The sequence below is a fragment of the Streptomyces sp. NPDC045021 genome (assembly GCF_056432645.1).
Map to the genome: position 1 here is coordinate 468671 of NZ_JBWKIQ010000001.1, position 12896 is coordinate 481566.

The 12896-nt window shown below is 69.8% G+C and carries 15 protein-coding genes; 12 read left to right on the forward strand and 3 right to left on the reverse strand.

Features of this window, described 5'->3' with window-relative positions; genetic code table 11:
* Positions 1-147 precede the first annotated feature (147 nt).
* The 4 genes from AC07DC_RS02160 to AC07DC_RS02175 all read left to right on the forward strand — a co-directional run bounded on the left by AC07DC_RS02160 (position 148) and on the right by AC07DC_RS02175 (position 4532).
* Entirely contained in the window at positions 148-1029 is an 882-nt protein-coding gene (locus AC07DC_RS02160; protein WP_478910993.1) for a GNAT family N-acetyltransferase, read from the forward strand.
* A gap of 240 nt (positions 1030-1269) precedes the next feature.
* Positions 1270-2361 carry a DUF1906 domain-containing protein gene (locus AC07DC_RS02165; protein ID WP_478910994.1) on the forward strand — a complete coding sequence of 364 codons (1092 nt, stop codon included), beginning with the start codon at positions 1270-1272 and terminating at the stop codon, positions 2359-2361.
* 248 nt (positions 2362-2609) lie between these two features.
* Complete coding sequence (locus AC07DC_RS02170) at positions 2610-3833, forward strand: FAD-dependent oxidoreductase (protein ID WP_478910996.1); 1224 nt, start codon at positions 2610-2612, stop codon at positions 3831-3833.
* Between the two features lie 234 nt (positions 3834-4067).
* A complete protein-coding gene (locus AC07DC_RS02175; protein WP_478910998.1) occupies positions 4068-4532 on the forward strand; it encodes a hypothetical protein in 465 nt (154 codons plus the stop codon).
* A gap of 137 nt (positions 4533-4669) precedes the next feature.
* Here the strand turns inward: AC07DC_RS02175 and AC07DC_RS02180 are convergent, their stop codons facing one another.
* Positions 4670-5638, reverse strand: a complete 969-nt coding sequence (locus tag AC07DC_RS02180) for an NADP-dependent oxidoreductase (RefSeq protein WP_478911000.1) — start codon at positions 5636-5638, stop codon at positions 4670-4672.
* A gap of 199 nt (positions 5639-5837) precedes the next feature.
* Between AC07DC_RS02180 and AC07DC_RS02185 the strand changes: the two genes are divergently transcribed.
* Together AC07DC_RS02185 and AC07DC_RS02190 are read left to right on the forward strand one after the other, a co-directional pair.
* Positions 5838-6224: a winged helix-turn-helix transcriptional regulator gene (locus AC07DC_RS02185; protein ID WP_478911002.1), complete on the forward strand. Its 387-nt coding sequence runs from the start codon at positions 5838-5840 to the stop codon at positions 6222-6224.
* A gap of 78 nt (positions 6225-6302) precedes the next feature.
* Positions 6303-6659 (forward strand): hypothetical protein, encoded by a 357-nt coding sequence (locus AC07DC_RS02190; RefSeq protein WP_478911004.1) that lies wholly within the window; start codon positions 6303-6305, stop codon positions 6657-6659.
* A gap of 7 nt (positions 6660-6666) precedes the next feature.
* On the opposite strand, the gene map is transcribed toward AC07DC_RS02190, so the two are convergent.
* Complete coding sequence (map, locus tag AC07DC_RS02195) at positions 6667-7434, reverse strand: type I methionyl aminopeptidase (protein ID WP_478911006.1); 768 nt, start codon at positions 7432-7434, stop codon at positions 6667-6669.
* Positions 7435-7496: 62 nt separating this feature from the next.
* On the opposite strand from map, the gene AC07DC_RS02200 reads away from it, so the two are divergent.
* From AC07DC_RS02200 to AC07DC_RS02220, 5 genes are all read left to right on the forward strand, one after another.
* A complete protein-coding gene (locus tag AC07DC_RS02200; RefSeq protein WP_478911008.1) occupies positions 7497-7772 on the forward strand; it encodes a helix-turn-helix domain-containing protein in 276 nt (91 codons plus the stop codon).
* A gap of 169 nt (positions 7773-7941) precedes the next feature.
* Positions 7942-8883 (forward strand): AEC family transporter, encoded by a 942-nt coding sequence (locus AC07DC_RS02205; protein WP_478911010.1) that lies wholly within the window; start codon positions 7942-7944, stop codon positions 8881-8883.
* Positions 8884-8948: 65 nt separating this feature from the next.
* Positions 8949-9110: a DUF4291 family protein gene (locus AC07DC_RS02210; protein WP_478911011.1), complete on the forward strand. Its 162-nt coding sequence runs from the start codon at positions 8949-8951 to the stop codon at positions 9108-9110.
* Positions 9111-9370: 260 nt separating this feature from the next.
* Entirely contained in the window at positions 9371-9988 is a 618-nt protein-coding gene (locus AC07DC_RS02215; RefSeq protein ID WP_478911013.1) for a hypothetical protein, read from the forward strand.
* A gap of 220 nt (positions 9989-10208) precedes the next feature.
* The gene (locus AC07DC_RS02220) at positions 10209-10493 is read left to right on the forward strand and encodes a hypothetical protein (protein ID WP_478911014.1); all 285 of its coding nucleotides are present in this window, start codon (positions 10209-10211) and stop codon (positions 10491-10493) included.
* A gap of 333 nt (positions 10494-10826) precedes the next feature.
* Here AC07DC_RS02220 and AC07DC_RS02225 read toward each other — a convergent pair whose 3' ends face one another.
* Positions 10827-11333 (reverse strand): DUF4291 domain-containing protein, encoded by a 507-nt coding sequence (locus tag AC07DC_RS02225; protein WP_478911016.1) that lies wholly within the window; start codon positions 11331-11333, stop codon positions 10827-10829.
* Positions 11334-11827: 494 nt separating this feature from the next.
* Here AC07DC_RS02225 and AC07DC_RS02230 point away from each other — a divergent pair, with 494 nt between their 5' ends.
* Positions 11828-12691 (forward strand): SAVMC3_10250 family protein, encoded by an 864-nt coding sequence (locus AC07DC_RS02230; RefSeq protein WP_478911018.1) that lies wholly within the window; start codon positions 11828-11830, stop codon positions 12689-12691.
* Positions 12692-12896 lie beyond the last annotated feature (205 nt).

A 12896-nucleotide genomic window follows, 5' to 3' on the forward strand; every position in this document is an offset into this window, starting at 1 on the left:
ACGCGCTCGGTGCTGCCGTTACGTTCTCCGGGCAGTCGGCCACCGCGGACCGGCTCCGTCGGCAGGAGGTGTGCAGCAGATGCGTACGAGCTTTCAGCAGCCGGACCAGGGTTCTGCCGCCTTCCACTTCTCTTCGACGGAGTCACCTTGCCCATCCGCATCACCCCGCTGACCGACCCCGACACCTCACCGTCCGGCTACCGGCTCGCCTGGCTGGCCTCCGACGCCGAGGGCAACCCGGTCGGATCCGCGTTCCTGCGCGTCCTGACCCGAACCGGCCAGGACCACCTGGCCGAGCTGGACCTGCGGGTCCATCCGGCCGAGCGCCGCAACGGCACCGGCTCCCTGCTGCTGGAGGCGGCCGTGGCCGCCGCCCGCGAGGCCGGCCGGCGCTGCGTCCTCGCCCAGACGGAAGCCGACTCCCCCGGCGACCGGTTCCTGTCCGCGAGGGCTTTCCGCAAGGTCCTGACACTGACCTACGCCCGGCTGTCGCTGGAGGGCGCGGACCTCGCCTCGCTCACCGCGGCCTCCGAACGACCGCACCCCGGATACCGGTTGGTCTCCTGGGCCGGAACCGTTCCCGACGACCTCGCCCTGACGTTCGCGGCGTCGCGCCGGGCCATGGACGACATGCCGATGGACGACACCGACTACGGCACGGTCGTCTGGGACGTGGACCGGGTCCGGTCCGTCGCGGAAGCGGTCGCGAAGCGTGGGGACCTGCTGCACACGACCGCCGCCGTCGACGTGTCGGACGGCTCCATCGCCGGGTTCACCGAACTGGTCGTCCCCGGTGACGAAACGGGCGACGGCCAGCACTACGGCACCGGCGTGCTGCCCGAACACCGCGGGCACGGCCTCGGCAGTTGGATGAAGGCCGAGTCGGTCCGGCAGGCCCGCCTCCGCCATCCCGCGCTCGGCGGTCTGCTGACCGACACCGCCGACAGCAACCGGCACATGCGGGCCATCAACGACGCGCTCGGATACCTGCCGACGCACCGCTCCGTCGAGTACCAGCTCGACCTGTAGTGCCGTTCGCCGGTCCCGCCGCCCTCGTGGCTGCGGGACCGGTGGCGCGTGCGCTGCGCGCCGCGCTGTCCGGCCGGCGGCGACCAAGCCCTCACCGTCCCCCAAAACGGACGAAGCCCCCAGGTCCTTGACGGTTGCTTGAGATGGGTTTTGGCGACAGGAGGGAGAAAGTGATATTTACTCAGGCGATCACCGAACCGCGGGCCTTGCTCCGCCGCCCGCCCACCTGTTGAGGACCCCGTGTCGAACCGTCGTCAGCCGAAGCAGCGTCGCTACGTAGCGCTCTCCGTCGCCAGCCTCGTCCTTCTCGCCGGCGGCGGCGCCATCACGGCCGAGGCTGTCTCCTCGCGCGGGAGCGACGGCGCACGGCAGTCGCGTACCGCTGCCGACGGGACCGGCTCGGACAGCGACGCCGGTTCCGCGGCCGGAACGACCAAGCCGTCCGCTTCAGGAACCGCCAAGCCGGCGGCGGGCGCCTCGTCCCCGGCGGGCAGCACACCGTCGGCCGGGACCCCGGGCGGGCCGTCCGCCCACGTGTCGTCGGCCGCCGCCACCGCTGCGGGCCCCGGCGCGAAGCAGCGGCCGCCCCAGTCGCGCACCGTGGTGCAGCTGCCGACGTCCCGGGTCTTCACGGGTCAGGCCTTCGACGCCTGCACCGCCCCGAACCTGACCACGATGAGCGCCTGGCGCAAGAGCTCGCCGTACGGCGCCGCGGCCGTCTACATCGGCGGCAAGAACCGCGGCTGCGCGCAGCCGCAGCTCACCAGCTCGTGGGTGCAGTCGGTGCACGCCGCCGGCTGGCAACTGATCCCGCTGTACGTGGGGGCGCAGCCGCCCTGCCAGACGAGCAGCAACCCGGAGCGGATCACCGCCGCCAACGCCTCCTCGCTGGGCACGGCGGACGGTGCGGACGCCGTCGCCAAGGCGTCCGCGCTGGGGATGCGCGCCGGCAGTGCGATCTACCTGGACATGGAGGCGTACGACATCAGCAACGCCTCCTGCGTCCAGTCGGTTCTGACCTATGTGCAGGCGTGGGACCGTGCCGCGCACGCGAAGGGCTACTGGGCAGGGTTCTACGGGTTCAGCCAGTCCAGCGCCGCCGCGATCGCCACCGCCGCCGCCAACCGGACGGCGGACCTCCCCGACGCCCTCTGGTACGCCCGCTACGACAACAACGCGGACACCACCACCGGCTTCCCCTTCGCCTCCACCCTGTGGACCGGCCACCGCCGCGGCCACCAGTACGCGGTGAACAAGAAGGAGACCTTCGGCGGGGCCACGGTCACCGTGGACCACAACGCCTGGGACGCCCCCGTCGCCGTGGTGGGCTGACCGGCCGCAACCAGGGGCGTCCGCTCCCAGGTCCCCGACGGCCGGACGCTCCCTCCGAAGAACTCCGCCCGAAAACCTCCGCTGCCGTGACGGCGCGGGGGTTTTCGCGTTTTGAGCGGGAAGGCTTCGCCTGCGCTCCTTGTGAACCATGAACCGATGCATAGGTTCATATCCACTAGTTGACTTGCAACTAGTGGATATGCGATGCTTACGGTGTCCGCACAAACCCGCTGGGAAAGGACCACGTCATGCGCTCCACCATCCGAACCGCCCTCGTCATCGGCGGCGGCATCGGCGGCCCGGTTGCCGCGATCGCCCTGCACCAAGCCGGTATCGAAGCCACCGTGTACGAGGCCTACGACAGCAGGGCGGACGGTGTGGGAGGCGGGCTGGGCCTGGCGCCCAACGGTCTGGGCGCCCTCGACGTCATCGGAGTCGGCGACCTCGTACGCGCCATCGGCACGCCCACCACGCACATCGTGCTGCAGAGCTGGAACGGCAAGCGGCTCGGCGAGTTCGGCAGCCCGCCCGGCGTCGAGTCGTCGCAGTTCGTCTGGCGCGCCGATCTGTACCGGGTGCTCTACGACGAGGCGGCCCGCCGCGGTGTCCGCACCGTGCACGGCAAGCGGCTGGTCTCCGCGCAGGAGACCGAGGACGGTGTGACCGCCCACTTCGCGGACGGGACGACGGCCACGGCCGATGTGCTGATCGGGGCGGACGGCATCCGCTCCACGGTGCGCTCGCTGATCGACTCGGACGCGCCCCAACCCAACTACGGCGGCCTGGTCAGCTTCGGCGCCCCTGTGAGGAACACCGGACTGCCCCCGACCGGCGGCAAGATGTACATGATGTTCGGCAAGCGCGCCTTCCTCGGCTACCAGGTGCACGAGGACTCGTCGGGTGTGTGGTTCGTGAACCTGCCGCACCCCGAGCCGATGACCGTGGCCGAAGCCGGGCAGACCGGCGCCGAGGAGTGGCTGCGCGTGCTGGCCGGATCGTTCACCGGCGATCGCGTCCCCGCTGCGGACCTGCTGCTGAAGACCGACCCCGCCGACCTGCTGATCGCCGGCCCCATGGAGAACATGCCGAGGGTCCCGGCCTGGAGCCGGGGGCGGATGGTGCTGATCGGCGACGCGGCGCACGCGGCCTCGTCCAGTTCGGGACAGGGCGCCTCGCTCGCCATGGAAAGCGCGGTCCAGCTGGCCCGCTGCCTGCGTGACCTGCCCCACGAGGAGGCGTTCGCGGCCTATGAGGACCTGCGCAGGCCCCGCGTCGAGCGGATCATCAAGGAAGCCAACCGCACCAACAGCAACAAGGCCGCAGGACCGGTCGGCCGGGTGCTGCGGGATCTGCTCCTCCCCCTGGTCATGAAGTTGAACAAGCCGGAGAAGTCGGCCTGGCAGGCCGGCTACCGCATCGACTGGGACGCCCCGGTCACCGCCGTCCCGCACCCGGACGGAGCCGCGGCGTAACCGGCACCGGCCCACTACCGCCCGTCCCCCGTCGTGGCACCGCCACGGCGGGGGAAATCGGCGTCACCGATTCCGGGTACCGTGGAGGACGGCAGCCGCGTCTGCCTGTTCCGAGCCTGGGCCCGCGCTGGTGGGTCATGAGGGCGAGGACAAGGGTCATCGACTCACGCCATCGCCTCAGTCCGGTCTTCCCGGCCTTCTGCGGGACCGCGTGGAGAACCGCTGGAGGACTGTATGACGACGAACCGTGCCCGCAAGGACGTGATCCGCGACCGGATGGCCGCGACGGGTGAGACGTACAACGTCGCCGCCCGCAACATCCTGGCCATGCGCCACACGTCGCAGACGGCCGAGGCGTGCCGCGTCCAGCGCTGGCAGCCCCCCGTCCGGCTCGACCTGCCGTGCCCGTGCGGCAGCACGTGCGAGCCCGGCGAGAAGTGCGGCCGCTGCCACGCCCTGCACAAGCACGTCGCGCGCAACCCCGGCAGCCTGGTCGACGTGGAGGTCTGGGAGGACCAGTACGACTGCATCGGCTGCTCGGCCTCGTACGTGATCCCGGTGCTCCTGCCGGACAGCCCCTGGGGCGTCGTCGAGATGGTGCCGCAGGGCGGCGTGGCCGAGCCGGTGGCCAAGGCCCGGCTCTACCCCGGCGTGCTCCACCCGCGGATGGCCTCCGAGGTCAACCACGACCCGTCCTGATCCAGGCCGCCGCGTCACCGGCCCTCCGGGCTCCCCGGCGGAAATGCGGGGAGGGGCCCCTGTTGATTCACGGAGCCCCACCCCTCAACCCTTGATATCCGCAGGGTTGACGTTCACTTCGAATGCCTTTCCGACCTCTATGCGACGTGGAGGGTGAGCTTGCCCCGGGTGCGGCCCTGCTCGCCGCGGCGGTGCGCCTCGGCGGCCTCCGCCAGCGGCAGGACGTCCTCGACCTCGACGGTGATGCCGCCCTTGTCGATCAGTTCGGCGATCGTGGCCAGCGAGGCCCCGTCGGGCTCCACGAGATACGCCGCGGCCCGCACTCCGCGATCCCGCGCCGCCTCCATCAGCGCGGGCGAGACACCCGACGGGACAGCGACGACGATCCCGCCAGGGCGCAACGTGTCCAGCGAGCGGGTACTCGTACGGTCGTGCTCGTCGCCGATCAGGTCGATGACGACGTCGATGTCGCGTACCACGTCCTCGAAGCGGACCGCGGTGTAGTCGACCAGTTCGTCGGCGCCCAGTTCGCGCAGCCAGGTGTGCTTCGGCGCGCGGGCGGTGCCGGTGACGTGCGCCCCCAGGTGCTTGGCGAACTGCACGGCGAAGTGCCCGACCCCGCCCGCCGCGCCATGGATCAGTACCCGCTGACCTGCGGTGACTCCGGCGGTGACGGTCAGGGCCTGCCAGGCGGTCAGCGCGGCGAGCGGTACCGCGGCGGCGTGATCGTGGTCGAGCGTGGCGGGCTTGCGGGCGAAGTGCCGGGCCGGGGCGGTCACGTACTCCGCGTACGCGCCGGCCTGCCGGGGGAACCACGGCATCCCGTACACCTCGTCACCCACCTCCAGTGTGTGCACGCCGAACCCCACCTGCTCCACGACGCCCGAGACGTCCCAGCCGAGCACGAACGGCGGCGCGCCCAGCGCGCCCGCCATGCCGCCGCCCTCGCGGGTCTTCCAGTCGACCGGGTTGACCCCGGCGGCGCGGACCCGCACCAGCACCTCGTGCGGCACCGGCTCCGGGCGGGGCAGCTCGGTGAGATACAGCACCTCCGGGCCGCCGAAGGTGTCCTGGGTGATCGCGCGCATGGTCGGCTTCTCGTTCATCTGGTGGCTCCGCGTGGGGGTGGGGCCGGCGCTCCGTTGGCGCCGACCGGTGATCGTCAACACGGTGGACGCTACCCATGGGGTAGTGGTTACCTGCAAGGGCCATTACTATCTTTTGGAAAGCATCACAGGTGGGAGCCGTGAGCGGCAGCGCGTCCGGCGTGTCGCCCACCGTCCACGACGCAGAAGGGCAGTGGCCATGGCCATCACGTGCACGACAGGAAACCACGCACAGCACGACGTCTACGCCGCCCTGTGCCCGTGCCGCGACGTGCTGGATCTGCTGGCCAACAAATGGACGGCGCTGGCGATCGGAGCGATGGAGGAGGGGCCGCAGCGCTTCGGCGCGCTGCAGCGCCGCCTTCAGGGCATCAGCCCCAAGGTCCTGACGAGCACCCTGCGGCGCCTGGAGGACAGCGGGTTCGTCGACCGCACCGTCTACCCGGCCGTGCCACTGCACGTGGAGTACGAACTGACGGATCTGGGGCGCGGCGTCGCCGTGCCGCTCGGCGTGCTGCGCGCGTGGGTGGAGACCCACCTGGACACCGTCACGCCGGCCAAGAACGCACCGGCCGGGTGCGCCTGACCACCGCGGCACCGGCGGTCAGGACCCGTCCTTTCCCGGGCACACATCAGCGGCTCGGGAGGGGACATACGTACAGGTATGAGCTTCAGCAGAGCAGAGCCGCAGAAGGAAAGGACCGTCGGCACCAGGTCACTGGCCGAGGTCGAGGAGGCGTACCGCGCCCTGGAATCCGTCGGGGCGGGGCCGGCCCAGCAGACGCAGCTCTCCCGGGGCGCGCTGACGGGGTACCTGTGGGCGCTGGGCCGCGGGGATCCGGCCCCGGTCACGGGCGCCTCGTGCGACGGCATACCGGATCTTCCCCTGCTGACCGCCGAGGCGGACGCCGCGGTGGTGCAGCTCGCGGACGCGACCCAGCGCACGGTGCCGCGCGACTACATCCAGGGCGTGAACGACGCGCTGGCCTGGGTCTGCGGGCACAGCGACACCCGGCCCTGACCCCGGATCAGGGCAGGGTGAGGACGCGAGGGCCTTCCGCGGTCACGGCGACGGTGTGCTCGATATGGGCGGCCCGGCTGCCGTCGACGGTGCGCAGCGTCCAGCCGTCGGGAGCGGTGCGGTAGTCGTCACGCCCGCCGGCCATCAGCATGGGCTCGATGGCGAGCGCGAGACCGTGCCGCAGCGGGAAGCCGCGGCCGGGACGGCCGCGGTTGGGCACATGCGGATCCTCGTGCATCCGGCGGCCGATGCCGTGGCCGCCGAAGTCCGCGGGCATACCGCAACCTGCCGCCTTGGCGACGGTACCGACGGCGTGCGAGATGTCCCCGATCCGATTGCCCGTGATGGCGGCGACTATGGCGGCGTCCAGGGCCCGCTGGGTGGCGTCGATGAGCCGCAGGTCGGCGGGGCGGGGCGTGCCGACGGTGAAGCTGATCGCGGCGTCGCCGGTCCAGCCGTCGAGTTCGGCCCCGCAGTCGATGCTGACGAGATCGCCGTCGCGCAGCCGGTAGTCGTCGGGGATGCCGTGCGCGACCGCGTCGTTCACCGACGCGCAGATCACCCCGGGGAACGGGACCGGGGCGAACGCCGGTTGGTAGCCGAGGAAGGGCGAACGCGCCCCGGCCTCGGCCAGCACGTCCCGGGCCACGACGTCCAACTCCCGCAACCGCACTCCCACGGCCGCCGCCTCGCGGACTGCGGCGAGCGCATGGGCGACGACGCGCCCGGCTTCGCGCATCGCTTCCAGCGCCGCGTCGGTCTTGATCTCCACCATGCCACTGACTCCCGTTGACCTCGATGATGCCCAATACTTATACCGGTATTAGTATCACGGCTATGGTGAGAACTCCTTTGACCCCTTGGGAACGCGAACGCGGTGAGCGCTTCGGCGCACTGCTGCGCAGGGCCCGCGGCGACCGCAGCATGGTCGAGGTGGCCGCCGCGGCCGGACTGTCCGCGGAGACGCTGCGCAAGATCGAGACCGGCCGGGCACCGACCCCGGCCTTCTTCACGGTGGCAGCCCTGGCCGCGGCGCTGGATGTGTCCCTGGACGAGCTGGTCACCGCGTGCGCGCAGGGCGCCGAGGAGCCACCGGAGGCACTGACGGCCTGAGCGGCGTCGCCCGGGCGCTACAGCGGGACCGGCCGTTGGCGCTCCCTCCGGCAGGCCGCGCCGGAGGGGAGCCGGGAGGCCCTGCCTGAGGGGCCCGGGAGCGAGCAGGGATCATGGACGGCGGCAAACGCCGACCGGCCCTGCCCGAGCCCCCCGGACCCGAGGATTCATGCACTCCCTGCTCTCCAGCTTCGCCCCGATCTGGATACTCACCGCGGCCGGCTACCTCGTCAGCCGCACAGGTCTGCTGGGCGATCAGGCGGAATCCGTCCTCGGCCGGTTCGTCTTCCATGTGGCCATGCCCGCCGCGCTGTTCGTCATGATCTCCAAGGCGCGCCTCGACACCTTCGCGAACACCTCGATGATCGCCTTCGCCGCCGGCACCGTCGTGGTCTGCGCGTTCGGCTTCCTGGCCGCTCGCAGGTTCTTCCACCACAAGCTCGCCGACCAGGCGATCAGCAGCATGGCGGCCGGGTACGTCAACTCGGCCAACCTCGGGATCCCGGTGGCCCTGCAGGTGCTCGGAGACGCCTCGTTCGTCGCCCAGATCCTGCTGTTCCAGGTGCTGCTGGTCTCCCCCGTCATCCTGACCCTGCTCGACGCCGGCACCGGGGCCGGCTGGAAGAGCGGCGGCCTCACCCGGATGCTGATGATGCCGGTACGCAACCCGATCATCATGGCCTCGGCGCTCGGCGCCGCCGTCTCCGCCGGCGGCTGGCAGCTGCCGACGGCCCTCGGCCACTCCTGCGAACTGCTGGGCGCTGCCGCCGTTCCCACCGCCCTCGTCACCCTCGGCATGTCGCTGCACGGCCGCCCGGCCGCCACCGGAACGGGCCGGCTCACCGAGGTGGGGGTGACGGTCGTGCTCAAGACGCTCGTGCAGCCCCTCGTCGCCCTGGCGGTCGGCGGCCTCCTCCTGCACCTGCCGCAGCACCAACTGCTCGCCGTGGTCCTCTGCTCCGCGCTGCCCACCGCCCAGAACGCGTTCATCTACGCACGCCAGTACGCACTGGACACCGACCTCGCCCGCGACTCGGTGATGGTCTCCACCCTCGTCTCGATGGCCACGCTGTCCATCGTCTACTGGACCCTGGGCCCGACCCACCCGTAGAAACCGTTGGCGCGCCGGCGGTCGGGGGCCGCACCCTGCATCCCGTCGAAAAACAGAAACACCTCGTGGACGAGCCGAAGCACTGGATCCGTGCGCTGCACTCCGGAACGACCGTCACCGTCCACCAGGCGTACCCGCCGCACATCGGGCTCCCCGCGGCAAACACCGGCCACTTCCCGGCGACCCGGCAACGGGACCGGATGACGTGGACCAAACGGCGCTCATAGTCCTTTTCCGGGGGTGACGGGCAACGTGCTCCGCCGCCCCCGACCTCGGCGAGAGCGGCCGCCAGGACCTTCGAAGACGGTTCGTTCGCGCACCCACACCGACCGCCCGGCGGCGGCGCGCACGTCACCCGAACGCCCCGGCCGCCTTGCCTCGCAACCGTCCCGGCCATCGCGTGGGGCGTGGGGTGCGATCCCACCCGGGGTTCGCCCGTGCCCGGCGTGCGCGGTTCTGGTGCGCCGCCCGATGACAGGAATGGGCTATGTACGTTCGTACGATCTACGCGACAGGCGATCCGGCCAAGCTCCGGGGTGTCGTCGACACGCTGAGCACCGAAGGACGCGATCTGGTGTCGGGTGAGCCCGGCTTCCGCGGCATGGGTGTGATGGTCGACCAAGAGCTGGGCAAGCTCGCGGTGGGCACATGGTGGGAGGACGAAAAGAGCCAGCAGGCCAGTGATGATCGCCTCCGCGAGCGTCGCACCGCGATGATCGCGCCGTTCGCGGCGACCGCGGTGACGGACATCTGGAAGGCGGTGGTTTTTCGGCCCCCGGCGACCCCGCTCGCTACCGGCGCGGCCTTCCGGATGGTCCGCCTGGAGTTCGATCCGTCCGACGCCGACCTGCTGGCGGATGCGTTCGAGAACATCGCACTGCCCAAGCTCCAGGCGATGTCCGGGTTCGCGGGCGGGTCACTGCTCATGAACCGTGCCAGGAACCGGGGCACGGTAGGCGCGTTCTACACCGACCGCGTATCGCTCGCGGCCTCCCGGGCCGCCGTCGCGGGAGTCCGGGGCGAGGCGACGAAGAAGGCGCACGTGATCACGCGGAGCCTGGAGGAGTTCGACGTTGCCTTCCTCAGCAGGGTCCCGTCTTCCTGACGGACCGGGCAGCGCTGAGCCACTGCCCAGGAGGCCGGCCGGGCCGCGTTCCGGAGCAGCGGTGTGGACCGGAGCCAAGGTGTCCGGGCCGCGGCCGCCGTTCGGATCACCCAACGCGGCCCTTCAGGTGATTGCCGGACGCCTCATGAACCGGGCAGCCGTCGCAGGGGTACGACGTCTCAACAGAGGACGACTCCAGAACAGCGTGAGGAGCTTGGCGATGTACGCAGCAGTCCGGCGGTACGAAGGGGTGACCGATCCGCGCGAGGCAGCACGTCTCGTGAACGAGGGGTTCGTGCCGCTCATGCGCCAGGTCTCCGGCTTCGTGGCCTACTACTGGATCGATACCGGGGACGGAGCGATGGTCTCGACCAGCGTCTTCCAGGACCAGGCCGGTGCCGACGAATCAATCTCGAGGGCTGCGGACTTCGTGCGGGACAACCTTGCGTCGCTGCTCCCCAACCCTCCCCAAGTCATGGCCGGCGAGGTGGTGGCTTCCGCATGACAGCGTTCGGACCATCCCCATCAGATGGCCTCCAAGGCTCTACCGGCCTGCAGTGCCCGCATGGTCGCCCTTCACAGCCTCGATCCCGCGAGGTGCGTCGGCAGCGAAGCGGACTGTGAACACGGCTTGACGTGGATCATCAAGCCGCGATCACAGACCTTGTCCATGCTGCTGGTGACAGGACCGTGAACGGCTGCCGTTGTGTTGCCTGCCTCGCACGTGCGACGGGCGGCAGCCCTGCGTCGCGGGGTCGCCTGGCTTGACCTCCGTCCCGGCGATCCTGTGCAGCCGCGTGGCCCCTGGCGATGCCGGCCGTTGTGTCCGGGTTGCCGGTCACGGACGCAGGTGGGCCAGCAGTTCGTCACCGGCGGGATATGGCTCTTCTTGGGGGAGCAGTTGGGCTGCGGTGTCCGGATCACCGCGACTGACGAGCGTGCGGATTTCGCGGGCAAGCGGGGTCACGTCACTGATGGATACGGTCCACTCGCCCGCGTAACGCAACGATGCCTCGCCCGAGAGCCCCAGTTGCAGCGAGCGGTACGGCAGGGGACGCAAGGTCAGGTCTCGTTCGGGATCCCACTGGACGCGGGCCGGTGCGCGCTTGAGGTCACGCCGCCAGGTGTCGCGATCGGGATGCAGCCCGCGAACGTAGCTCGACATGCAGGCATGGCGCAGTGCCCAGTCGAAGCCGTCGCGATCGATCTCGACGGCAAGAACGGTCTCCTGCCCGGCATCAGTACCCCAGTTGGAGCGGTACATCATCCACAGGAAGCTGGGTTTGATCCACGTCATGCGGTGTTCATAGTCCTTTTCGGACCTGGGCCGGGAGGCGGTCTCCATGCTGGATGCGCCTGCTTAGGGGTGCGTCGTGCGACGGACGTTGCCACGACCGAGTTGTTGGGCTTGGGCGCGTTGGGGTCGTCGTAGTAGTCGGTCCGGTTCATGGTCATTTTTCCTGAACCTGCGTCGCTGTCGCCCACGCCGCATCGAGACTTCCCGCGTAGGTGTCGTACATTCCACCATCGCCGTGCTGGCAGAGGTGCCAGACGGCGGCGCCGTGTGTTTACCCGCAGACGTTGGCCTTGACCAGCACCTGGCCGGAGGCGCGTCACAGCGAGTTGTACAACGTGGCCCAGTGTGTCCGGACCTCGATCCCGGGCACTCCGACGAGTGCCATGTAGTGCTGGGACGAGTCGGGTGAGCGATTCGATGCCGTAGCCGAACCACTCTTCCGCGCCACCGGCACGTCAAGCAAGGCGAGATGAAGCGGTCGCTCACATCTACTCCTTTGTGGCCGTGCATCATGGTCACGGGCTACAACAACAAGGAGTGGCGTGCGTTTCAACCACATGATCTATTTCTCGCGGCGGCGTCTCGAAGCGTTCTTTCCTGAGCGAGTTCCGAGACGAATTCCTGCATGGAGCATAGAAGTTGATCTTCAAGTCGCAACTGTGGCCCTGGACCCGGCTGCTCCTCATACTGCGACCCAGGCGGAGTTGCAGCGACTGCGACAGGTCCGCCGCCACATTGAGCGTGAGGTGTCGCACTTCTACGCACCCGATCTCGCCATCGGCGAGTGGGTCTACTTCGATCTCGAGATGAGCTGGGGCACAACCCACGAGGACAGCGAACTCCCCGATCTCGACGACGTAGTTCTGTTCTGTGGCACGTTGAACGGTGATCGAAGTGGCTCTGCCGCCACCGTCGATCTCATGCTGTGTGGCTCGACGGAGCATCTGGTGCTGACAACAGGTACTGGTGGGCGTATGGGCTCGGGCTCGGGTTGGTTGCATCGTCTCATTCTGAAGATCAATGAGTCGGACGGCTCCGCTCTCACCGGCGTCCCTCAAGAGCTCACGCAGACAGCCCTCGCTGCGCGCCGCGTGAATCGTCCCGGGAGGGTTGCCCGAGAGGTCTTTCGGAGCGCCGTACGACATCACCCGCCGCACCAGCGAGGGCGGGTACGGGGACTGGCTCGGGTTGACCTCAACCTCCCCAGCGGGGAGTGGACGCCCCGCCTCATCATGGCGACGCCGTTGCATGTCGAATACGCGACGCGAAAACCTGCGCGCTGGGTCACGAGGATTCGCCTTCACCGCGATCTGTGCCAGCGTTACGGCCGATCGTTCTGGAGATGGCACCCGGACCTGCCGCCACGTGATCGCGGCCGGGTGTACGCGCCGGCAGGACGGAGGTAAACGTGGATTGCCCCCTCTCGCCGGCGCGGGTTCCCGGGAACGGTCTGATCCGTGTCCGGTGTGGGCGGGTTGGTCACCCATGGGGGTACACCGATGATCGCGTGCTGCTCCGGGGGTTGGTGTGGGCATGACGGTTGACTCTGCTCGGGGTTCGGTAATGGGGTTACGTCAGCCCCGATGCCGCGAGGGATGCTCGCCACGTGCC

Coding starts and splice junctions, on each gene's coding strand:
- AC07DC_RS02170 (WP_478910996.1), top strand. CDS start 2,610: ATGCGCTCCACCATCCGAACCGCCCTCGTCATCGGCGGCGGCATCGGC.
- AC07DC_RS02175 (WP_478910998.1), top strand. CDS start 4,068: ATGACGACGAACCGTGCCCGCAAGGACGTGATCCGCGACCGGATGGCC.
- AC07DC_RS02180 (WP_478911000.1), bottom strand. CDS start 5,638: ATGAACGAGAAGCCGACCATGCGCGCGATCACCCAGGACACCTTCGGC.
- AC07DC_RS02185 (WP_478911002.1), top strand. CDS start 5,838: ATGGCCATCACGTGCACGACAGGAAACCACGCACAGCACGACGTCTAC.
- AC07DC_RS02190 (WP_478911004.1), top strand. CDS start 6,303: ATGAGCTTCAGCAGAGCAGAGCCGCAGAAGGAAAGGACCGTCGGCACC.
- map (WP_478911006.1), bottom strand. CDS start 7,434: ATGGTGGAGATCAAGACCGACGCGGCGCTGGAAGCGATGCGCGAAGCC.
- AC07DC_RS02200 (WP_478911008.1), top strand. CDS start 7,497: ATGGTGAGAACTCCTTTGACCCCTTGGGAACGCGAACGCGGTGAGCGC.
- AC07DC_RS02205 (WP_478911010.1), top strand. CDS start 7,942: ATGCACTCCCTGCTCTCCAGCTTCGCCCCGATCTGGATACTCACCGCG.
- AC07DC_RS02215 (WP_478911013.1), top strand. CDS start 9,371: ATGTACGTTCGTACGATCTACGCGACAGGCGATCCGGCCAAGCTCCGG.
- AC07DC_RS02220 (WP_478911014.1), top strand. CDS start 10,209: ATGTACGCAGCAGTCCGGCGGTACGAAGGGGTGACCGATCCGCGCGAG.
- AC07DC_RS02225 (WP_478911016.1), bottom strand. CDS start 11,333: ATGGAGACCGCCTCCCGGCCCAGGTCCGAAAAGGACTATGAACACCGC.